This is a genomic window from Gluconobacter sp. Gdi (assembly GCF_014132155.1).
Taxonomy (GTDB): domain Bacteria; phylum Pseudomonadota; class Alphaproteobacteria; order Acetobacterales; family Acetobacteraceae; genus Gluconobacter.
In genome coordinates this window covers 1-23,061 of the sequence record NZ_BLJQ01000007.1, presented here as the reverse complement: position 1 = coordinate 23,061, position 23,061 = coordinate 1, and the positions used below count along the sequence as shown (strand labels likewise).

The 23,061-nt window shown below is 53.8% G+C and carries 16 protein-coding genes and 2 pseudogenes; 8 read left to right on the top strand and 10 right to left on the bottom strand.

Translation table 11 applies throughout. From position 1 onward, the window contains the following. Positions 1-73: 73 nt before the first annotated feature. From JN414_RS12315 to JN414_RS12305, 3 genes are all read right to left on the bottom strand, one after another. On the bottom strand, positions 74-1,663 hold the full coding sequence (locus JN414_RS12315; RefSeq protein ID WP_202208142.1) for a bifunctional aspartate transaminase/aspartate 4-decarboxylase: 1,590 nt from the start codon (positions 1,661-1,663) through the stop codon (positions 74-76). Between the two features lie 25 nt (positions 1,664-1,688). Then, positions 1,689-3,380, bottom strand: coding sequence for an aspartate-alanine antiporter (aspT, locus tag JN414_RS12310; RefSeq protein ID WP_202208141.1), 1,692 nt, complete (start codon positions 3,378-3,380; stop codon positions 1,689-1,691). Between the two features lie 1,164 nt (positions 3,381-4,544). Continuing rightward, the gene (locus tag JN414_RS12305; RefSeq protein ID WP_202208140.1) at positions 4,545-5,777 is read right to left on the bottom strand and encodes an MFS transporter; all 1,233 of its coding nucleotides are present in this window, start codon (positions 5,775-5,777) and stop codon (positions 4,545-4,547) included. Positions 5,778-5,885: 108 nt separating this feature from the next. Here JN414_RS12305 and JN414_RS12300 point away from each other — a divergent pair, with 108 nt between their 5' ends. Further along, complete coding sequence (locus JN414_RS12300; protein ID WP_202208139.1) at positions 5,886-6,833, top strand: AraC family transcriptional regulator; 948 nt, start codon at positions 5,886-5,888, stop codon at positions 6,831-6,833. Positions 6,834-6,941: 108 nt separating this feature from the next. Here the strand turns inward: JN414_RS12300 and JN414_RS17210 are convergent. From JN414_RS17210 to JN414_RS12275, 6 genes and pseudogenes are all read right to left on the bottom strand, one after another. Beyond that, a pseudogene (locus JN414_RS17210) lies at positions 6,942-7,133 on the bottom strand (VapC toxin family PIN domain ribonuclease); the annotation flags it as partial. A gap of 272 nt (positions 7,134-7,405) precedes the next feature. Next, on the bottom strand, positions 7,406-8,047 hold the full coding sequence (locus JN414_RS12295) for a LysE family translocator (protein ID WP_202208138.1): 642 nt from the start codon (positions 8,045-8,047) through the stop codon (positions 7,406-7,408). A gap of 83 nt (positions 8,048-8,130) precedes the next feature. Then, positions 8,131-8,904 carry an AraC family transcriptional regulator gene (locus JN414_RS12290; RefSeq protein ID WP_202208137.1) on the bottom strand — a complete coding sequence of 258 codons (774 nt, stop codon included), beginning with the start codon at positions 8,902-8,904 and terminating at the stop codon, positions 8,131-8,133. A 341-nt stretch (positions 8,905-9,245) separates the two neighbouring features. After that, positions 9,246-9,625 (bottom strand): annotated as a pseudogene (locus JN414_RS12285) (IS5/IS1182 family transposase); the annotation flags it as partial. 9 nt (positions 9,626-9,634) lie between these two features. Then, positions 9,635-10,495 (bottom strand): DMT family transporter, encoded by an 861-nt coding sequence (locus JN414_RS12280; protein ID WP_202208136.1) that lies wholly within the window; start codon positions 10,493-10,495, stop codon positions 9,635-9,637. Beyond that, on the bottom strand, positions 10,495-11,379 hold the full coding sequence (locus tag JN414_RS12275; RefSeq protein ID WP_202208135.1) for a MurR/RpiR family transcriptional regulator: 885 nt from the start codon (positions 11,377-11,379) through the stop codon (positions 10,495-10,497). The genes JN414_RS12280 and JN414_RS12275 overlap by 1 nt, the downstream gene beginning before the upstream one ends. A gap of 96 nt (positions 11,380-11,475) precedes the next feature. On the opposite strand from JN414_RS12275, the gene JN414_RS12270 reads away from it, so the two are divergent. After that, positions 11,476-12,372: an oxidoreductase gene (locus JN414_RS12270; RefSeq protein ID WP_202208134.1), complete on the top strand. Its 897-nt coding sequence runs from the start codon at positions 11,476-11,478 to the stop codon at positions 12,370-12,372. Between the two features lie 771 nt (positions 12,373-13,143). On the opposite strand, the gene JN414_RS12265 is transcribed toward JN414_RS12270, so the two are convergent. Next, positions 13,144-13,902 (bottom strand): GntR family transcriptional regulator, encoded by a 759-nt coding sequence (locus tag JN414_RS12265; RefSeq protein WP_202208133.1) that lies wholly within the window; start codon positions 13,900-13,902, stop codon positions 13,144-13,146. 181 nt (positions 13,903-14,083) lie between these two features. On the opposite strand from JN414_RS12265, the gene JN414_RS12260 reads away from it, so the two are divergent. The 6 genes from JN414_RS12260 to JN414_RS12235 are packed head-to-tail and all read left to right on the top strand — an operon-like array spanning position 14,084 to position 22,587. Further along, entirely contained in the window at positions 14,084-16,435 is a 2,352-nt protein-coding gene (locus JN414_RS12260; protein ID WP_202208132.1) for a TonB-dependent receptor, read from the top strand. 4 nt (positions 16,436-16,439) lie between these two features. Further along, a complete protein-coding gene (locus JN414_RS12255; RefSeq protein ID WP_202208198.1) occupies positions 16,440-17,792 on the top strand; it encodes an NCS2 family permease in 1,353 nt (450 codons plus the stop codon). Continuing rightward, positions 17,785-18,894, top strand: coding sequence for a nucleoside hydrolase (locus JN414_RS12250; RefSeq protein WP_237390032.1), 1,110 nt, complete (start codon positions 17,785-17,787; stop codon positions 18,892-18,894). Before JN414_RS12255 ends, JN414_RS12250 begins: the two co-directional genes overlap by 8 nt. Next, on the top strand, positions 18,887-20,662 hold the full coding sequence (locus tag JN414_RS12245) for an adenine deaminase (RefSeq protein WP_202208131.1): 1,776 nt from the start codon (positions 18,887-18,889) through the stop codon (positions 20,660-20,662). The genes JN414_RS12250 and JN414_RS12245 overlap by 8 nt, the downstream gene beginning before the upstream one ends. Continuing rightward, entirely contained in the window at positions 20,663-21,922 is a 1,260-nt protein-coding gene (locus JN414_RS12240; protein ID WP_202208130.1) for an amidohydrolase, read from the top strand. After that, the gene (locus tag JN414_RS12235) at positions 21,919-22,587 is read left to right on the top strand and encodes a phosphoribosyltransferase (protein WP_202208129.1); all 669 of its coding nucleotides are present in this window, start codon (positions 21,919-21,921) and stop codon (positions 22,585-22,587) included. Before JN414_RS12240 ends, JN414_RS12235 begins: the two co-directional genes overlap by 4 nt. Positions 22,588-23,061 lie beyond the last annotated feature (474 nt).

Sequence of the window (23,061 nt, the reverse complement as noted above, 5' to 3'; positions counted from 1 at the left end):
GAGAAAGGGCTGCCCTCTCTTCCCGTGATTAAAAACAGCATCAGCATCCTTGAAGGGAGCCCTGTAGTTTTGATTATTCCTGAGTTTTCACGAATTCGCCGTGATATTCCTCAACCATCTGTCGCAATGAACGACCAATCGCCGCGTACTGGAATTCATTGAGATTTGCGAGAGAGGCGCGTGCCGATGGACGTGTAGCGCCAAACCCGGTGCCTGGCAGCAGAACAATGCCTGTCTCATCCGCAATCCGGAACAGGATCTCACCTGTGCTGGAACGTTTGAGCATCCACTGGGCAAAGTTGTCGCCGTACAGGGTGCGACAGACGTCTTCCAGATCAATCAGGGTATAGTAATCTACTGCATTCGCGTCCTCTGCTGGCGCTACCCCCAATTCCTGATAAAGCGCGGCTTCCCGACGGCGGATGACGCTCTTGAGCGTCGCTTTATAACGACCTTCATGATCCATCAGCGCAAACAATGAGAAAAGTACCATCTGAACTTGCTGCGGGGTCGAAAGGCCAGCCGTATGGTTTAGTGCCACAGCACGGCTATCCGCCACTAGTCGATCAATAAACTTCAAGCTTGCGGTATCTGTTGTTAGGCTGGAATAGCGTTTTACCAGTGCATTTTTTGCCTCTTCCGGAAGCTGTGCCAATCGCGCATCAATAGCATTCTCCTTATGCATGCCGATTACCCCCAGACGCCAACCTGTTGCTCCGAAGTATTTCGAGAAAGAGTAAACTAGGATCGTATTCCGCGGACAAATTGCGTAAAGCGACCGGAAGCCATCAGCAAACGTGCCATAAACGTCATCGGTCAAGATCATTAGATCCGGACGCTCTTTAACAATGGATGCAATCTTCTCCAGCGACGCATCGTTCATCTTGACAGATGGGGGATTGCTGGGGTTCACGCAGAAGAAGATTTTTACCGCCGGATCGCGCAGCTTTTCCAGTTCACTTTCCGGATATTGCCAATTCAGAGCTGGATCGGCCTGCACTGGGACAACTTCAAGGCCATATTCTTTAAGCTGTGGAATTTCGATATAGGGAGAAAAGATGGGCATGCCGATAGCCACCTTGTCTCCCTTTTTGATGAGACTGTTCTGCTTGAGGGAATTGAACACGTAGGCCATGGCCGCCGTGCCCCCCTCGGTCGCAAAAAAATCTGTGGAATCCAGTGCGACACTTCCACCCACCATTTCACGCAGCACGTATTGCGCAACAATTTTTTCGCTCAGGGTCAGCATGCGTGGCGGGGTCGGGTAGTAACACCCCAGAATACCTTCCACCATTTCGACAAGGAATGTAGCAGGAGGGAGCCCCATCTGATCCCTCACGTAGCTGAGGGCATGTCCTAAAAGAGCTGCTTCTTCTTTATCTGCGTTGCTTTCAATAAAGCGGTCAAAACGCCCTTCTATTCCTTCGATCCGCACTGTGCCTCCAAGCCCTGGTGACAGATAGGACAGAGAAAGACGTGCTTCCGACAATGCATATTGCCCAAGCAGGAAAAAGGCCGCGCGCGGGAGTGTAGCTAGAAAGTTGGGATTGCCACGACCTGCATTAAGCATAACGCGGTCTGCCTTCGACGAAGCCAAGCTTATAAGTGTATCTTTAAGTTCAAATGGACTGAGATCACGAAATTTCGAATAATCGATCGTCATTATTAAGTTTCCTTATTTTCAGTATTTAGGAAAATGCGACCACAAGCGGCCCCAGCAATGTCAGAAGAACGTTTGCAACGGCGTAAGTAATGGCAAAAGCGGGAGTGGGAACGGCGTTACCCGCTTGGTTCAGCACTTCACCAAAGGCTGGGTTGGCACTGCGCGCTCCAGCCAAAGCGCCTGCAAAAATAGCTGTATTGTTGTACCGCAACACATAGCGCCCGAAGAGCATGGTAAGGATAAGCGGGACCAATGTTACAATAACGCCCAAGAGGAAGAGCGTAATGCCATGTTGCATGATGGTCGCAATGGCCTGCTGACCCGTCTGCAACCCTGTGACTGCCACAAAACCAGCCAGCCCGAAATCCACCAGAAAGGTTGAAGCGCCCTGAGGCATATTCCCCACAACGGGATGGCGGCTTTGATACCAACCAAACAGCAGGCCAGACAGGAGAGCCCCACCACCACTTCCAAGAGTGAGAGGAACAGATCCAATGTGCATCACGCCCAGACCGATCAATAAACCGGAGGCTATACCTAGTGAATGAAAAACAAGATCAGCTTTAATATTAGGAAGAAGAATAGAGCCAATTTGGGATGCAGTTCGCTGCACATCTACTGATGTACCGAGCAAAGTCACAATATCCCCGTTCTGCACAAGCGCAGTGCTGGTAACGGGAATAGCTTTACCTGCGCGCGAAAGAGCAACAAGATAAACACCATGACGCACAGCAGCCGAAAGTAGCTCGGCACACTGTCCAACCGTTTTTCCCGCAAAATCCTTACGGGACAAAACGACATCACGGCGAATAAGGGAAAAATCCAAACCAGGAATTTCTCCAATTTCCTGACCGATGTTCTGCCCTATAGCCAGAACATCCTGGCGCTGCCCAACCAGCAGAACTTGGTCACCCGGCATTAAAGCCATGTCAGACGCTACGCCCACCGCCTTACCATTACGCAGTACCTGCTCTACTGTGATAGCTGCGGCCATGCTTTCAACACGCGCAACAGTAAGATCAGAATGCGTTAAACGATAGGCCCGTCCAACAAGATTGGGAAAAGCAGAAACCTCTCCCTCCCCCATAACATGTACGCCACATGCCTGTTCGGCTTCCGCACGGATGGCATCTTCTCGGATGCCGCGTTTCATGAACCACGGCAGCAGGTTTACGCATAAAAGAATTGGGCCGATGGAACCGAAGATATACGTCACAGCATACCCAACTGCGACATTGCCCTGAAGCTGCTGCACCTGCGCAAGAGGCAGACCAATCTTTTCCAACGAAGAACCGGCTGTTCCAATAATAGCTGATTGCGTTAGGCCCCCTGCTGCAAGTCCTGCAGCAAGCCCTTTATCGAGATGAAAAATACGCGCGACAGCTACAACGGTGAGCAACCCCGTAATAGCAAGCACAGCAGCCATCAAAATTTCTTTAAAAGATTGCCGCCCCAAGGAGCGAAAGAACTGCGGTCCACTTTGGTAACCAACGGCATAGATAAAAAGAGCAAACAGAACACTCTTGATGCCCGAATCAATATGAACACCTACCTGACTAATCAGGACAGCTGCCAGCAGAGAGCCCGCGACACTACCGAGTTGGAACGAACCAAAACGAAAGCGTCCAATCCAGCAACCGACAATCAGGGCGAGAAACAAAGCTATCTCTGGGCACGCAACAAATAGGCCAGATAATAGTGCCGTCAATGCATACACAAAGATATTCCTCAGTATTTATTCAGACACAATAAGTTGCGATATACACAAATTTGTATAATTCCAATTGATAGAAATCAATAAATAATAATTAATCTGATTCGCACTCATTGTGTTATTGTAGCAATTTATTATTAAATAATTTATATTGCGGCTCCGTGAAGACATTTATTTTATATGATTATTATTTACCATAGTAATTAAAATATTATAGAACATTATAGGCTTGGATATCAGAACAGACTGTATCGCTGCTTGTGAGAAGCATGATGCAATCAGTCTTTTCTGATAGCGCCGGATCTGTCTAGGAGACTTTGATCGAGGAAGACCACCCTAAAGCAAGCACCCTCGAGCTAGACAGCGATAATGCCGATTGCTGGCAATCATTAGCTGCTCAGCCCACACCCTGAACGAATGGGCAAGAAGGCCAAGGTCGAAACAGGCAAACGTTCCAGCCGAAACCGCCGGTCGGCTCAAGAGGCTGGTACGCGAGAACCGCGAAGTGCATCAGATGAATGAAGTTCTGCGCAGGGCACCAGTGTATTTCTCCCAAGCGCACCTTGACCGCCCCTCTCGGAAATAACGGGGTTCGTCGATATCGCAAAGCATACGGGATCGAGCCGATTTGCAAGATGCTACAGATTACCCAGTCAGCCTACTATGAACGGCTACGAAAGCGACGCGAACCAAGCCGCAGATCAGCTCGATAGCAACGTGATAGAGATTTGAAGCCCGAAGATACTGCGTGCGGGTCTTCATCGAACATTTCGGTGTCACATCGTGCGCAAGGTCTAGCGTCAACTTCGTTGGGAAAATTTCACGGCCGCTCACTTTACCGTAGCCAGGCTGATACGCAATCTTGGCTTACGGGGCATGATCCGGGACAACACGTGGGGTAATTTATCCATACCGGTCTTCGTCAATCCCGCGGCGGTTCAGGGTGAGTTGCTGTGAGACTGCCGGAGATGGGAGGTTCTTGCCGCGCGTACCGTGAAGCGGAAATTCTGCATGCCGCCTGTTGCCAGCACGGAAAATGAGCGGACAGTCAGTAATTCCTTCGTATAAGCCATTCAGCTTAAGAGGCGGACTCTCCAGATACCCGTATTATTGACATGCGATCGTAGGCGGCCGTTGAGACGCTTAAATCACCCCATGCTCGCGTCCCTAGGCTGCTTGTTCATTCATCTCACGGGCGCTGGTCCGTACTCGGAGCGCGATCAGCAGAGCGGAAAAAAGCATGATCGCGCTGGCGACACCAAACACACCGACCACACCGCCGATACTGAACATCAGACCACCTACAGCTGCCCCTGCGGCGATGGCAGACTGCACGGAGACCACGACCATTCCACCCGCGCTTTCAGCCTGATCTGGAACCGCATGCGCGACCCAGTTCGACCACGCCACCGGAACGCCACCAAAAGCCATTCCCCATAGGATCACCAGCAGCACCTGACCAGTTATTCCCATAGGTAACAGGATCAGACCCAAGCTTGCGATCCCAATCAAAACCGGCATAACGACAAGCGTAGCGCGTAGGCTACGTTCAAGTATCCATCCGGCAGCTAGTGTTCCAATGAAATTTGCGACGCCGAAAGCCAGTAATACCAGCGCCAGACCGCTGACATTGATCACCATCACGTTTTCCAGTACCGGGCGGATATAGGTGAACAAGGCATATTGACCTGTATGAACAAGAGTACAGCAGAGCATCCCTACGCCAACCCCGGGCCTGCGCAAAACATCCAGAATAGTTCCCAAACGGGCAGGACTATGGGGCTTCAGAGCTGGAAGTGTGAAAAACTGGAAGGCCAGAGTGAGAACGCCGAGCGCCGCCGCTGCAAAAAAGGCAGCTCTCCACCCATACAGGCCGCCCAGATAACTGCCGAGCGGAACGGCTACGACGGTTGCTACCGAAATGCCGCTAAAAATAATCGACAAAGCACGTGGCAGGAGCGCCGCTGGAACAAGGCGCATCGCCACAGCAGCTGCCATGCTCCAGAACCCTCCTAGAGCAATACCCAGCAGGACCCGCATAGCAAGAAGTACGATGAGGCTGGATGACAGAGCAGCCAACAGGTTGGACGTGATCATCAGTAGACTGAACGCAAGGAGCACAATCCGGCGATCGACCCGTTGCGTCAGGCTTGCCGTCAGCAGGCCGGAAAACATGGCAATTACCGCCGTTACCGTGACCGCCTGTCCCGCCAAGGCTTCTGAGACGCCCAATCCGGCGGCCATGGGTGTCAGAAGGCTTGCAGGCAGATATTCCGCTGTCAGAAGTCCGAAAACCCCCATGGCCAGTGAGAAAACCGCCATCCATGCAGGGGATGTAGGCTCGGTGTCGTCTATGCTGCCGATGTCCGAGGTGGTTGGCTCCAAAAATATATCACTCATGAAAACGTCCTTAGAGTTGCTGTTGCAACACAGGCTATGCGGCATACTCAGGACGATCTATGACTGTGCATCTGTATTCTTTGACTATAACGCCGGGATATTCCGCCATTGGACCAGATTGCTCCGTCCTCTGACCTCATGAGCGAACTGCTTCTCGGGATGCGTTTGCGTGGCATTCAATACCGTCGCATTCATGCTGGGTCCTCTTTTGGCTTTGCTTTCAAGGCAAAACCCGGTTGCGCCTATTTCCATTTTCTGGCGACCGGAACAGCAAAGCTACTTACTGAAGATGCCGCGCTTCAGACGCTCTCGGCGGGAAATGCGGTGTTCCTTCCGCAAGGGAGTGCACATCAAATTCTCTCCGACCCGACGGCTCCAGTTCAGGATATCGACCATTGCGATGTCGTTCCCCTCAGCGAGACCATGTGTGCGGTCGAGGCTTGCTCCATCGGCACACCCCATACGATTTTCTTTAGTGGCTGCATGGAGTTTGATCTCGGGGGCCTGCAGGGACTTGTCCCCCTGATGCCAGAGATCATGATGATTGACGCTACGAGCCAGCGTTATCTTGAACTCATGCCGATTTTGACAGCCATGGAACAGGAAGCCTGCACCGGGCGCGTGGGAGATGCCGGTATTCTTGCCCGTCTCGCCGATGTTGTGATGGCGGTCATTGTCAGAGGCTGGGTTGAATGTGGGTGTGGAAACAGTTCCGCCTTTGTAACCGCTCTGCGAGAGCCAAAACTATCGCGCGCTATTCTTGCCCTGCATCGTCACCCCGGACGCGACTGGACCGTCGCGGATTTGGCGGCGGAAAGCGGTCTTTCGCGCTCAGTGTTTGCAAAGCGATTTCAGGAAACAATTGGCGTTTCGCCTTTGCGCTACGCAGGAGATCTGCGGATGCGCATCGCCCGGACCTGGCTCGCTTACGACAGAATGTCCATTGAGAGAGTTGCCGATCGCCTCGGCTATACATCTCAGGCCGCCTTCAGCCGTGCTTACAAGCGGATCACAGGGACATCACCAGGCTACAGCCGTAGGGTGCAGGGAAAATAGTCTCGGAGCCAGTGTTTTCTCGGCATTTGTCAAAGAAATTGAAGATCTTGAACGGTAGTTCGTTTATTGCCTGCTGGATATTTCAACGCGCGCATTCTACTGCCTGAGTTAGTCTGCCATCCAATCCTCGGACCGCAGCCCGTTTACTCGGGTAAATCCTTGTAGATTCCCAGTTACAACAACAAGCCCCCTGCTCTGGGCATGGTCAGAAATCATCAAATCGTAAGGGCGGATGACACAACCACGAGCTTCCAGGTCAGCCCTGATTTCTGCCGTGTACGCAGCGACATCATCATCAAAGAAACCTGGCGGCTTCACTCCATCCCCTCTCATTACAAGATGAGAAAAGAAATCTAGAGAACCCATCAAAAGCCGTAGGGCGTTCCCACTACATCCGCTACGCTTCTTTCGTCAGTGCTTGGGATCTCATTGAGAAAATCGATGCTTTCGTCCAGATTTGCATCACCACAGCGAAGCTATTTGCGGGATAGAACACTAGCGTGGTCGAGCCATTGCAATCGATAACAACGCCGGTAGAAGACGGTTTCTTACCGCACAGACTTCGATGTGTCTCAATGCATCAGGAAAATGATGACACCTACAGCCAGCAGAATCAGCATGGCACCGGAAACGCGCTCTAGCCACGGCAGCACCCGTGCGAAACGCTGCAGGATGGCCTGATTGCCAATCATGACCGCCACCAGCAGGTCCCATAGCAGCACGACGCTGAACATCCAGATGCCATAGAACGCTTTCCAGCCCGTGCTGGCATAAGGCCCAGTCAGCATTGTCGCCAGACTAGCATAAAATAGCGCATTCTTGGGATTAAGTATCCCTGACAGGAAGCCCATGCTGGCGGCGCGGCGCCATGCCCCGAACCAAAGACTGGATCGTGCGACATGACTACCCTGTGTCAGTACACTTCCCAAGCCGCTGGTACCAGCATGGCGAATGAACAGCACGCCCAGATAGAGCAGATAAGCGCAACCGGTCAGCTGAAGGATCACGAACCACGTGCTTTCTCGGCTCAGCACGGCAAGCCCCGCAAATGCGGCGACGATGAACACGCCGTTGGCGGCAGCAATACCCAGACAGGCACCGCTGGCGACCCGCCAACCGGAAGACAGCGAATTTCGGGCGATCAGGAAGAAATCGGGGCCGGGAGAAAGCAGCGCCAGGAAATGCGCTGCGGCGATCATCAGGAATGGCTGCATTCAGGATACACTCGTCGTTTTTTCCACACAGTGTGCTCACCAAAGCACCTACTGTATTGAAGAAAATTGCAGCCGTGCCGTCGTCAGCCTCGGAAACTTCCAGGCGTCACACCAGCATGCGCCTTAAACACTCGCTGAAAGTGGGCCTGATCCGCAAAGCCAAGGTTGTGGGCCACGTCTGCAAGGCTGTCCTCGCTTTGAATCCACTCCCTGGCAAGATTGACGCGCTGATTGAGCTGCCAGGCGTGTGGTGTCATGCCTGTGACAGCGCGGAACGCCCGAATGACTTGATAGCGGCTCATGCCTGCCAGGACAGCCAATTTGTCCAAGGTCGTACTGACGGTGGGCCACGTATACAGATAGTCTAGGGCTGGTTGAATCTGCTCGGCCAGGTTCAAAGGGACGAGTGGTCTTTCAATAAAAAGCCCCTGTTCGCTGTCGTAATCCACGACAAACTCGATCAAAGCGGCCTCCTTTTCGAGAGGATCGGCTTCTCCGAACAGCAACGCATTGAGAAAACAGAAGCGCGCATAGATCATCGGATCGGTCACAATACGCACCGGCTCATCTTCCATCAATTCAGTGCGAAGGTACTCTCGCCGAACAGCCTGGAGCCATGGGGCGTCCAGATGCAGCATCTGATAGCTCCAAGCGGTGTTGGGAGCCGGGTTGCACGCATGAACACGCGATGCAGGTATGAAGACGAGCGTGCCAGGAGACAGGAGAACTGGGCCACTCGGAGCACCTGTGAAGACACTGGTGCCGCCGTCCACGGCACCAATTGAAAAGGTCGGGTGATGATGGGGCTTGTAACAGGCCCAGCTCTGGCAGGCGCGGCGGCTCTCGACGAAAGGCAAGGCCGGATCCCGCCAGAATGCTTGGGTATCGCTATGCGGGTCTGCGCATGGCGGGCAGCTAGTTATTTTTTCGAGATTAGCGCCCATACAGTCCTTGCATATTGTTGTTCTGAGACCGGGTCAGCTAGCCTCTCGCCAAGCAGGACATAACCGCCTGCACCTTGCCGAACAAGAACCGGAAATCAACGCAATCTTACCACTCGCATTTGGAGGGATCGAAGAGCCATTGATTGAAGTCATCATGCCCTGATTTTCGGATCAACGCGCAGGGATTGATGGTTCGGAGTGAAGACTTTCTGCCTACGTCTGGAGCAGAGCGGAGAGCGTTATAGCCTAGTTTTCTACGCGACGAGGCTGCTCCGTTCCAGAAATAGAAAGTCGCGCAGATTGTAGACAATTTTGGTCAGCCCGATCCTCATCGCGGCACAGGCGATGCCCACAGTGCGGACAGACAGTCATGTCTGCAATTTCTGATCAGCCGAAAGATGCCCGACACGGGATCGAATGATGGATTTGCCAAGATTGGACCGCTGGATATGACGGGCATGGGTTTGAGATGCGACTTTTTCCTGTGAACCTCTGAGGCAAAACCTCGCTTTTCCATGTAAGCTTCATTGGCTTTTGACCGATAGGCCGTGTCCGCCCAGACATCCGATGCTGTATTACGGCGGTCGAGCAATCCCTCCCCCAGTCTGACATCGTCACAGGCAGAGGCATCGGTGAAGGGGTATCAAAAACTGACTGCCATGATCCCGATCAGTACAACGATAGCCCCCGTGATCCGGCGCGTGAGATGGCCCTCGTGAAAGAGCATGCATGCGAGAAGAGAGCCTATAACGATAGATGATTCACGCAGAGGCGCAACGAGCGCCACTGGTGCCGTCTGCATGGCGCTGAGTACGAGGATATAGGCCAGAGGAGAAAGCACGGCGACAATAAGGATTGGCGTGATGTTTGCGCGGATAGCAGCCGGGATCCGATGACGCCGACGCAGTGCGCTTGGGGTTAGCAATATGCCCTGTAGCAGCAGCGTGCCAGTATAGTAACTTACTGGTGCGAGATGCAGTGAAGTGACTGAATAACTGTCCCAGAGAGTGTAGCCTGCAATGGTGGCGCCTGTCGCAGCGCCCCATAACACACCCTGAAGCGGGTGGTAAGTTGCGCGCCTAAACGGATTTCCTGTGACAACGAGGATTCCTGCTATGATCAGGAAAGCGCCAAGCATCGCGACTGCCGTAAGGTGTTCTCCCAGCAGGAGAACCGCGAAAAGCATCGTCAGCAATGGCCCCGTGCCGCGTGCTACCGGATAGACTACGCCTAGCTCTGCGCGATCATATCCGACCTGCAAGATCAGGGAGTATGCGATATGGAGCACCGCCGAGACGGCCGCGCCCAAGGCAAGCCGCCAGTCGAGCACCTGTTGCCCCGGGGTTACAAGTGCGGCCCAGATTGGCACACAGAGCAACGCCGAGATGCCGGTATAGGCCCAGACGAACAGCAGGGTATCACCGCGCTTGTATTTCGAAGCCAGGTTCCACATCGCATGGGCGACCGCCGCAACGAGAATTATTTCAACCGTGCCCGGCTTCATCAGGCAAGATCGGGCAGGTCAATGCCGGCTCGTTCTGCCCGTCGGCTACGCTCCGGGTCGCGTAAGGCAAGTGCTGCGGCCAGTGCGTCGATGACGACGAGCTGGGCCAATCGGCTGCCAGCAGCGGCCATCTGTGCTGGCAGTGGTGCTCCACCAACGACCAGTGCAATGTCCGCAAGGGTGGCCAACGGTGTGCCGTACTGATTGGTGACCGCAATAAGCAATGCTCCTGCGGCGGCAGCTGCATCGGCGACACCGAGCGTCGTTGGCGTGCGACCCGTCGAACTGACAGCGATAACGACGTCGCCCGGCCCGAGCAGGCGCGTGGCAATCATCGCCGACAAATAATCCGGGATGCCGATGGTCGTCACGCCAAGTGCACGCAGGCGGAACACGGCGTCAGCAGCAACCGTTGCTGACGGCCCTGCACCGAAGGCGATCACCTGGCGGGCACTCTGGATAGAGGCAACGGCCTTGTCGAGCGCAGTCGTGTCCACGGCGCCGCCGAGCGCCGTCAGAGCGTCGGTGCCGGCACGAATAGATGTTTCGAGCACGGTGGCGGTCGTCGCATCCGCCGTGAGTGTTTCAGAAGGCGCGAAGAATTCGGCCGTGCCGCGGGCACGGGCGATCTCAATCTTGAGTTCAGTAAAGCCGCTGAACCCGACCGCACGTGCGGCGCGGATCACGCTTGGTGCTGAGACGCCAGCGCGGGCGGCTACCTGCGCAGTCGTGCTGGTGCCGACGAACAAGGGATCGGTGAGCAGGAGTGCGACCACCTTCTCCTCGCTGGCAGCGAGGTCGCCGGTGCGTGCCTGAATGCCGCCGAGCCATTGACCCAGTCGCCCTGCAGAATCTGTAATTTCATTACATTTATCTATCATCATATGTAATACATTACAAAGCACGCATCGAACGCACAAGCGTCATGTGCGTATATGCGCTGTATGTGAGCCAAAGATTTCGCGAGGGAGGCCATTTTTATGAATACGGATATGAGGACCGCTGTCGCTGTCATAGGCCCCGGGGCAATCGGCACCGTGATCGCGACGGCGCTGTATGAAGCTGGTCATACTCCGGTGCTATGTGGTCGCACACCACGCGAGCATCTGACTCTTCAGGATAATGGTCGTCTCATCACCGTTCCCGGACCCGTAAAGACTGATCCCAGACAAATAGATCGGAAGGCTGACCTCGTCTTCCTGGCGGTCAAGGACACGCAAATCGAGGCGGCGGCGGAATGGCTGTCAGTACTGTGTCGCCCGAGGACCGTCGTGTGCGTGCTCCAAAACGGGGTAGAACAGGTGGAGCGTGTTGGGCCACACTGTCCGCATGCGCAGGTCATACCTGCTGTTGTGTGGTTTCCTGTTCAGGCGCAGTCCGATGGCTCGGTGCGCTTGCGTGGGGCTGTGCGTCTTACCCTGCCAGACATGTCGGCTTCACACATCGTTGTCGAGGCGTTGCAGGGCTCCCGCTGTTCCGTAGAATTGGCGGAGGACTTCCTTTCCCAGGCCTGGCGCAAACTGCTGCAGAACGCGGCAGCCGGCCTCATGGTGCTCACGCGGCGCCGCTCAGGCATGTTTGGCCGGTCGGACATCGCCGAACTGACGCTCACTTATCTGCGGGAATGCCTGGCCGTGGCTCGCGCCGAGGGCGCTGAACTTGGTGATGAGGTTCCTCAGAGCATCCTCGACAAATTCCTGGCATTTCCTGCTGACATGGGCACGTCCATTCTTACGGACCGTGAAGCCCGTCGCCCCCTTGAATGGGATATCCGCAACGGCGTCATCCGGCGTCGAGGTCGCGCCCACGGCATCCCGACGCCGATCAGCGATGTCATTGTGCCACTCCTCGCGGCCGCAAGCGATGGTCCAGGCTAATTCACGGCTGAAACGATCAAAATTATTTTTGAAATCCCTGCGACCCAATTTTGAAGGCAATGGATGATGACGACTGGGTCTGCGTGATGACTTTCGCCTTACGTTAAAATCGAGCGGGAGTTGCTCTGCCTTAAACGGTTATTCGACGACGCGGACCCTCTTGAGCAAGAAAGAGGATGGCACAATTAGACGACAATCATTCATCCCACAGACATTTTGGGGATAAGTAAGTGCGTCTGTCTTTTGGGTGCCAGCGATATGGGTATTTCTCCAGCGAGTTTTAGTTCAGTCAGCAGGCTCGCTCAGGAACCACGCGCTCGCCCTGATGCCGGGTTTCCCAGTCTTTATTCAAGAGCCGGATCTTCCAGTCGCCTCCTGATCTGTCTGGGTGCTCTATCCCTGTTGAACAGACAGGCGGCATAGGCCTACATGCCGGTCCATTGAAGGTCTTCCCAATAGCGGACACTAAATAAGAGCTATAAGCTCGTGGAATGCCCGGCACCAAGCACCATACGGATCTTTCTTCAATGGCCACTTCCAATATGTCGCGATGGCATCTAGTTGCTGATGGCGTGCCTGTTCGGACAGCAAGCTCCTACTTTGTTCCGGTCACCCGCGACGGCTCCCCAGCTATATTAAATGACTTCTGACCCTGATGAACTTCGCGGCAATCATCTCATGACGCTGTGGGATAGGTAGGGTACTGCCGCTGTTCTGGAGCATGATTGAGACGCGCATAAATATAGAATCTATAAAATAAATAATTTTTATTTAATAATTATTTATAATATCTCCATTTAATCCAATTCTAAAATCTGCCGTTGCTTCACTAACAAGAAGCCTACTGTATTCGCACACTCCTAATTCTGCACATGTTGTAATACGTTCAATCCGCATCAGGGTAGTCTGCTCAGGAAGCTTCATCCACTGGGCAACATCTTCCGACGCTCGGGAAAGGCCGATCGAGATATCTGCATGCGTGACCCGAAGTCCAAGCTCTTCTCGCAGAATGGCCGTTGAGGTCCGGGCAGAGGCCATCTCGCGCGTAATGGCGGACGCCAGATGCCCCGGATAAAAGACTTCCGTGACGCCAAGAGGAGTGTGCTCGCTCCTATATCCACGCCGGATAAACAGAGCCTGTTCCACCGATTCAAAGGCCTTGGCTACCTCCTGAGGGGGAAGACGCATCTGGTAATCCAGCATGATCATTTCCGGCCTTAGCCCCTTGCTCGACAGGATATCGAAGAAGGAATGGATTGTTTTCTGCCGACCGGGTCGATGGAGAGATCCCACAAAGGTCCCTCGCCCATGTTGCCGCACAACAATGTCCCGCTCTGCCAGGGAGGCAAGGGCCTGTCTGATCGTAATCCTGCTCACGGCATACAATCGGCATAGCTCAGCTTCAGACGGCAGACGATCCACAAAGCGGCTGTCTTTACCAATGAGGCTGGAAATATGTCGGGCCACCTGAAGATAAAGCGGCTCTGCGCCATTCATATCCAGCGCAGCCACAAACACAGCGTCAGGCATAAGCAAGATTTTTCCTATATTGTTGCATTTATGGATTGAAATCTTAGAGGAAATCAGTAACAGGACGTCTTATAACAACTTAAGACGTCTTTGCCGATTCACTCCCTGACAGTCCCGGGTGAGAGGCAGAACGAGCCCGTTTTCGTCGTGTCTCCGTGTTTGGCCGGGAGCTTCATCAGTCATGCGTACTTCAATCCTTCTAGGTACCACGTTTCTCGGCAGCCTAGTCTGTCTGCCCGCGCATGCGGCAACCCTGTCGGACCACCCATCCAGCATCGACAAACACCATTCGGCCCCTCATCGCAAGGCAACGTCTCTCTCAGCGGAGCGCTCGGAAGTTATCCGCGTAGCTGGTGCAGCGGCTGGCGGCGGCAGGATGGTCGCCCAGAATGGGGCAAAATCAAGAAGCGAAATCACTCAAGCCTATATTGCCAAACAGGCCCCGACGCCGAACGTGTTCAAACTTCTGGGAAACATGCCCGGCGCCAATGTTGCAAGTGCAGACCCCTTTGGCATGGTCAGCGGAAACATGACGATCCGCGGCATGAACAGCGATCAGATCGGATTTACGGTTGAAGGTGCCCCACTCAATGATATTGGGTCCTACATGGCATTCCCGACGGAATGGGTGGATTCAGAAAACCTCAATGAAGTGACAATGCAACAAGGGTCAGCCAATCTGGACTCCCCGACGATTGGTGCCTCCGGTGGTCTGGTAACAATGAACCTGATCGATCCGTCCCATAAGATGGGAGGAACCGTTGCCGGGTCTTTCGGTTCCTATAACACCCATCGGGAATATGTGCGCCTTCAGACGGGAGACATTGGCAATACCGGAATGCGCGCATTTGTCGCGTGGTCGCATCTGGAAGAGCCTCATTTCCGTGGTGCGGGTAATGATCACAAACAGCACATCGACGCCAAACTGGTAAAGGACTGGGAGAACGGAAGCAGAAGCTCAGTTGCCTTGACCTTCGACGATTCCATGAAAGTATCCTATCTCAATCCAAGCCTTTCTGCCTGGCAACAGTATGGTCGACACGCCAACTATTCCGTGGACTTCTCGCCCACAGACACACGGTACTGGAAACTGCACCAGAGCCCCTATCGAGTTCTTATTCTCAGTGCGCCGCAGAATATCGTGGTCAATAGCCACCTCGGCTTTGATTTCACGCCGTACTTCTACTGGAACTCCGGAACGATCGCGTCAGCATCTTTAATGTCAGAAAATGCCGTGTACTCAGGGAACCAGCGATACAGCGTTGATCTGAATGGCAATGGCACGACCAATGACAAGGTCATGATGTACACGCCTTTCGGGACACCATACGTCTATCGCCCGGGAATGGTCTCAAAGGTCCACTATACGATCGGCCATCATACATTTGTGTTTGGTTACTGGTTTGATTGGTCGCGTCAGCGAATGCTCAACCCATACAGCGAAGTGGGCGCGAATGGTGGTCCGGCAAATGTCTGGGGCTACCTAGGTAATGTGAAGCTCTCAGATGGCACGCGACTGGCGAGCTACGACAACCTGACCATTACACGGGTCAATTCCCTGTTCTTTGGCGATACCTTCAATGCGCTGCACAACAGACTGCGCATTGAAGCAGGCGTCAAAGAATCGATGGTGACACGTATTGGTTACAACTATCTGCCCGGCGCCCAGTATCGCACCAGCATGAACGCTGCCGTGACCACACCCAATCTGGGCGCGCGCTATAAAATAGATAATCACAGCCAGATCTTTGCGGACGTGGCCACGAACTTTCGGACACCGACGCTTAACGCGCTCTACAACACCTATAGTGCAACCACAGGCAAGGTTGCGACGCTCGCAAATCCCACGCAGAAAACCGAGTATTCTATCTCGGAAGAAATCGGATACCGTTATCAAGATAATATTCTGAACGGCTCAATCACATTTTTCAATTACAACTTTACCAACCGTCAGGTCGCAACGCAGGTCACGATCAATAACGCCCAGATCACACAGAACATCAACGCGGGTGGTCAGACATCGCGCGGTGTGGATGTCGAAATCGGGCTGCATCCGTGGCACCACCTGCACCCGTATGTCTCGGCTGAATATCTGCACGCCACGATCGACAATAATTACAAGGTCGGCTCTGATTATCTGAAAACAGCTGGAAAGACGGCAGTCCGCAGCCCCAGTGTTCAAGCCTCTGTCGGGCTGGACTATGACGACGGCACGTATTTCGCCGGTTTCTCGGTCAAATATGTGGGTCGCCAGTTTTCTACTTTCATGAACGATCAGGCCATGCCGGGCTATGTGAATGCTGATATGAACTTTGGCTACCGTATGCCAAAGGTTCTCAATACACATCCAGAAGTCCGGCTCAATCTCATGAACGTGGGCAACAACAAATACCTGTCGGGTGTCTCTGGTATTGCAGCGTCCTCCCGGGTCAGCAAAGGCCTTTATGGGACCACAATCGCATCTCAGGGAACACCGACGTACTATGTTGCGGGCAGCTTTGCAGCCCTTGCCACAGTCAAACTCGATTTCTGATCGGATGCTGATGACCCGTCTGGACCGTTTTTTTGGCCTGACCGCCAGTGGTACAACGATCGGACGTGAGGTTATTGCTGGCCTCACAACATTTGCAGCCATGGTTTACTGCGTGGCCGTCAATCCCATGATTATGCAGGAAGCTGGCCTGGACCGGGCAAGTGTGCTGACAGCCACTTGCCTCGTGGCCATTTTTGGCACGACGGTCATGGGTCTGTTGGCCAATCTGCCGTTGGGTGTCGGTGCAGCGATGGGCTCGAATGTCGTCTTTGCGATCATTCTCGTAAAGCAGATGAATGTCCCTTGGCCTGCCGCCCTAGCGCTTGCTTGCGTGACAGGCGTTATTTTTCTGTTGATGAGTCTGACACGCATCCGGGAGCGGATCGCCCACGATATTCCAGATACGCTGCGCATCGGTATTCAGGTGGCCGTTGGTCTGGTGATCATGTTCATTGGCATGCGCAATTCAGGATTTGTGGTCGCTAATCCTTCAACATTTGTCACGATGGGTCCGGTTGGCAGCCCAAAGGTTCTTTTGACACTGGCAGGTTTCATTTTAACGCCAGTTCTCATTGCCCGACGTGTCCCCGGATCGTTGATCCTGTCCATCATCGCTCTCACCTTTGTTGGGTTGTTCTTACCGGACGGGACAGGGCACACAATCACACGATGGCCAGAACAGGTTGTTGCCTGGCCGCAATGGCCTCACGAAACCGCATTTCATCTCGATCCAATGTATCTGGTGCACCATTTTTTCTATGTGCTGCCCATGTTGTTCTTCTTCCTGTGCACGGAATTGTTCGGGACTTTGGCAAATCTGCTTGGTGTCACCACGGCTGCAGGGATGGTCTCCGAAAGCGGACGTATCCCTCGAGCAAAAGAAGCTTTCATTACCGATGCCCTTGCCAGCATCGTAGGCCCGTTGCTCGGAACATCTATTGCCGCCGTCTATTCAGAGTCGATCACTGGCGTCCACGCAGGTGGTCGGACAGGTCTGACAGCTCTGGTCATTGCCGGAGGCTTTTTGACCGCACTGTTTTTCTGGCCGCTGTTCATGATCATTCCCCCTCAGGCCACAGCCCCTTCCCTGCTCATGGTCGGCATGATGATGTTTCAGGGCGTGCGTCATCTTGATTTGTCCAACCTCAAAGAAAGCGCTCCTGCGATCCTGACATTTATTTTCGCCCTCCTGACGGGCAATCTGATCAACGGCATGGCAATCGGAACTTTTTCTTACGTGATCATGGCGCTCGCCACAGGCCGCAGGCGCAGTATCACGCCAGTGGTCTGGGGGCTTTGCGTTATTTTTGTTCTGTTTTTTGTCGTATCGGCCAACCTGCACGGCCATCATGCGTGAGAAGATCTATCTTATGTTTTTGAAAAACTGCTTTTCTGCCCTTCTCCTTGGCCTTGCAGCGCTATCTTGCATCACGCCCATATTCCCCGCTGGTGCTGCCCCCACAAAAGGCTATCTGATCTTCGACAATGACTTTGCAGGCCCCGGCGGCACGAACATCCAGTCTGTTATTCCCATCCTCGGACGCAAGGATACTTCAGATTTCCTGGGCTTCACTGTGGTGATTGGGGATGGATGGGAAAACGAAGCTGTCGCTCATCTTTCGCGCTTTCTGGATATTGCCGACATTGCTGCCACGCTACCGGTTGTTCCCGGTGCAACACAGCCCCTCGTCAACTCGCGCCCTCGTCTGCTGGCATGGGAGCAGTCTAACGGGAAAATGCCATGGAAAGGCGCATGGCGTGGTAATGCCCCTGATCTGCAACCTCCGGTCGGACCGCTTAAAGAAGGTGCTTCCTTACGGGCCATATCAACGGAAACAGCTGCTCTCTTCCTGATCCGTCAGGTCCATGCTCATCCACATCAAGTGACTGTTCTGGCGGCTGGGCCACTGACCAATATTGCACTTGCCATCAAACTGGATCCCGACTTTGCCGCGCTTTGCAAAAAGCTGGTTTTCATGGGAGCCATCGTAGACGGTAACCTGCGTCAGGTTACGGATAGTGCAGACTATTATACCGACTTTAATCTCATGTTCGATCCTGAGGCAGCGAGTATTACACTCGAAGCACCTTTCCCCGAAATCATCTCAATCGGGGCCGTCGCTAACCCGATCCGTATGACACCAGACATTCGGGATCAGGCAGCTCGTAATCCGGGGGCCATCTCGGATTATCTGAAGCATTATTTCCGTCCCCAGCCGATGTGGGACGAACTTGCTGCCGCCATTGCTCTGGACCCTTCCCTCATTACCTCCAGCGTGACAGCCTATATGGACGTCGATCTGACCCATGGGCCCAATTACGGCTATGCTCACGCGTGGCCTGAAGCGACCCGCCCCCATATTGGTGAACGTCCCGTCATTGTCGTAACGGGCGTGGACAAAGACCGGTTTGTCAAAGGCTTTATTGAGGCTGCGAACAGGATGAACAGCCATGATTGATGTAAACAGCCCCCTGAACGACCCTGAATTACGCCGCCGCGCCGTCAGTGCAGCGGCCGGCCGCCTGCCGTTTGACATCCTGTTAATCAATGGCTCAGTTGCTGATGTCGCCACGGGTGAAATCAGGCCGGCCGACGTAGGACTTGTTGGGGCATTCATTGCCAGCGTGCATCCGCCCGGAACACGCGCAGATGCCGGGACAATACTAGACCTTTCTGGCAAGATCATTACCCCCGGACTGATCGATGCGCATATGCACATCGAGAGCTCCATGGTGACACCCCGCATTTATGCACAGACTGTTGTTCCTCAAGGAACAACAACCGTGTGCTGGGACCCCCATGAAATCGGGAATGTCAGCGGGCTGGACGGTGTCCGATGGGCCATCAATGCAACCAAGGGTCTGCCGCTCCGTATTCTGGTCGAAGCACCTTCCTGCGTTCCGTCAGCACCCGGCCTCGAACGCTCTGGAGCCGTCTTCGATGCTGGTGCGATGGAAGAAATGCTGTCTTGGCCTGAAGTTATTGGAGTGGCCGAAGTAATGGACATGCGCGGCGTCGTGGCCGGGTCTGACCGTATGGAAGGCATCGTCAACGCCGGTCTCGCAAGTGGGAAGCTCGTTTGTGGTCATGCCCGCAATCTGTGCGGCTCTCACCTGCAAGCCTTCATGGCGGCGGGTATTGAATCTGACCATGAGTTAACCAGTAAAGCAGACATTCTGGAAAAGCTCCGCGCCGGCATGACATTGGAATTGCGGGTCTCCCACGAAAATATTTTGCCGGACGCCATTGAGGCCTTCAAAGAGCTTGCCTGCGTTCCGCAGACCGTAACACTCTGCACGGATGATATCTTCCCTGACGATCTCCTGCGCCGGGGCGGCATGATCCATCATCTTCGGTTGTTGGTGTCTTTGGGGATGTGTCCCATGGATGCTCTCCGTTGTGCCACTTTGAACGCTGCCATGCGGATCGAAAGAAGGGATCTTGGCCTTGTCGCAGCCGGACGACGTGCAGACCTGGTCGTCTTCAATAATCTGACAGACTTCACGCCTCAGGAAGTTTTTGCGTCAGGTATTCATGTAGCCTCCAATGGAACACTGCTGGCGGCACTGCCAGCAGAACTGCCTGGACTTCCGTTGAACACCGTTCGGCGCTCACCAGTTACCCCAAATGATTTCCGCATCTCGGTTCCGCATGCGCGTAAGGCTCTTATCCGTACAGTTCGCACACCTCGCACCACCCAGTGGGCAGAACGGGAAATGGATGTTCTTAACGGTTCACTCGTGCTTCCTGATGAAACAGCCCTGATGGCTGTGTTTAACCGTTATGGTGAGAATACCCCGCCCGGTCTGGGTATTCTGGAAGGATGGGGAGACTGGTCGGCGACGATTGGCACAACCATTCTGCATGACAGCCACAATCTGGCTGTCTTCGGGCGGAACCCTGAAGATATGGCGCTTGTTGCCAATACGTTGATTGAAAGCGGCGGCGGCATGGCTGTGGCGCGTGATGGCCGTATTGTCGCGCTCTTGCCTCTTCCCGTCTGTGGCCTTCTTTCAACCGAGACCCCGGAGAATGTGGCCCGCCAGTTTGCCTCCGTTCGGGATGCCGCTGCGACTGCCACGACCTGGGATGGGCCTACGTCCATGATCAAGCTGGTCACCGGAGCGTCACTGGCCTGCAATCCAGGTCCACATGTGACAGATCTGGGCATTACGGACGGTATGACTGGGGAAATTGTGACAGACATGGTGCTGGAGACCTGCTGAATGCTCCCCCATGACGTCATTGGCATGCGCCGGAGTTTTCACAGTTTTCCAGAAACGGCCTTTCTCGAATATCGCACAGCTGCTCTGGTTGCAGAACGCCTTGCTGAGCTCGGATATGCGGTCCGTGTCGGTCCGGAAGTCATGTCCATGGACGGTGTGCGTGGGTTACCATCGAAAGAAAGCCATCAACAGGCACAAGAGGCAGCACGTGCCGCTGGCGCAAGTCCTCTATGGATTTCCCGCATGCCAAACGGCCAGACAGCTGTGTGCGGCGATCTCAAGCGCTGTGACGGGCCTGTAATCGCTTTGCGATTTGATATGGACGCGCTGCCTGTTCAGGAGATCAAAGACGACACGCACCTGCCTTCCCTAAAGGGCTTTTCCTCATCTTGTGAAGGAAGGATGCATGCATGCGGGCATGACGGACATACAGCCATTGGCCTCGCTGTTGCTGCCCGCCTGGCATCTCCTGAAACGATCTGGAGGGGAACGCTCCGCCTGATTTTTCAGCCCGCTGAAGAAGGTGGCCGAGGTGCACAGCCCATCGTCAATCACGGGCTTCTGGATGACGTCGATATTTTTCTGGCTGCACATCTCGGATGTCAGTTGCCCAGTGGGTCGATTGCCTTGGCCGCAGACGGCTTCCTATGGGCAGAAAAATGGAATGTGACGTTCAAAGGTGTCGCAGCCCACGCAGCAATGTGCCCCGAGGAAGGTCGCAACGCTCTCCTCGCGGCCGCAATTTCTATTCCTGCACTGTATGCCCTCCCCCGCGATGGTCAGGCAGATACACGGATCAATGTAGGCTTGCTACATGCCGGCCGCACCCGGAACGTGATCGCTGATGAAGCGACCTTAGAAATGGAACTGCGCGCTTCGACCAATGACGGTTTGAAGCGTCTGACATCAGGAGCCAGAAGAACTCTGGAAGGCGCGGCCCTCACACAAGGAGCAACTGTAAATATCGACGTATACGGCACGGCCATCAGCGCCATATCAGACACCAGTATCACGGAACGTCTTCATCATGCTGTGCTGGCCGCCAAGGGTGGAGAAGTTATTCAAACCTGGCCAATTGGCGGAGGCGATGACGCCACATTTATGATGCAGCGCGTGCAGGAGCGCGGTGGCCAGGCTGGGTATTGTCTGATTGGAGCGGATCTCACTGCCCCACATCATGCCAGTGCCTTTGATTTCGATGAAAGCGCGCTGGAAAAAGCTGTCGATATCCTGGTCTCCTTTGTGGAGAAGACCCAATGAGTACACTCTCCTTCTGGCAGGATTTCGCGCCTGACGAGCTTTTGGTTCCGCCTTATACTGACCGGTATCGTGTCTGCTTCGAGGGGAAGCATCTGGATCTTCCCTTGCGTCCCCTCCCTGATGGAAAAACAGCAGTTGCTTCCCTGCTCGTCAATCAAACGTCTTTCAGAGTTTTCGATGTACTCTGCCAGGACCTTGTCCGACAGGCACTGCTTCTTGCACCCGATCTTATTGTTGGAATGCCTACGCTAGGTCTTGGCCTAGCAGCAGCCGTGGCCAAAGGGTGTAATCATGAACGCTTTATTCCGCTGAGTACGTCCCGTAAATTCTGGTATGACGATCAACTGTCATTACCACTGTCGTCAATCACCACGCCGGACAGTAAGAAGCGCCTCTATTTTGATCCTAATCTTCTACCTTTACTGGGAAGCGCAAAAAGAATTTTGCTTGTTGACGACGTAGTCAGCACTGGTCAATCGCTCTTTGCCGCAGTTAAAATACTGGAGAGTATTGGCCACTCTCCTTTCGCTGCTTTGTGCGTTATGACTCAGAGTGAGCGCTGGAGAAGTCGGTTCTCGTTTCCTATTAAAAGCTGCTTTTCATCTCCTTTATTTATAAAGAAGGATAAAACCTGGATTGTGGATAGGCTTAATGGTCGTATGTAAGAGTCACTTCAGAAATTCAGGAATGGTCTGACGACATGGAAGTGCATTCTACATACGCTGCGTTTATCAGTATTATTGAGTCTGAAAAATTTTATACCTAAAGCGCTCCGGGATTGCCGGAGACCATTTCTTCTAAGCGCAGGCTTCATAACCAAGAGAAGACGGTTGCAACGAGACAGATGGCCGAGAAGAAGTCATTCGGGGATCTGGCATGACGCGTTTTAATACGGCAGATACAGAGCAATTTGGAAATATTTGTATCGTGATTTGTGACACAGTGGGGAAGCCGAAGCTTCCCCATCAGTACCCAGAGGCTGTTATCCGACCTGACGGAGTTCGGACAGAGCAGAGCGATCCTCCATCAGATAGGGTCCACTGGACACGACCTGAATGGAAAGAATACCCGGTTCCCTGCTGCTATTTCCGCTTTGCAGCGGCAACGTCGCATCGCCATCTGTCCAGCGGTATGTGGAA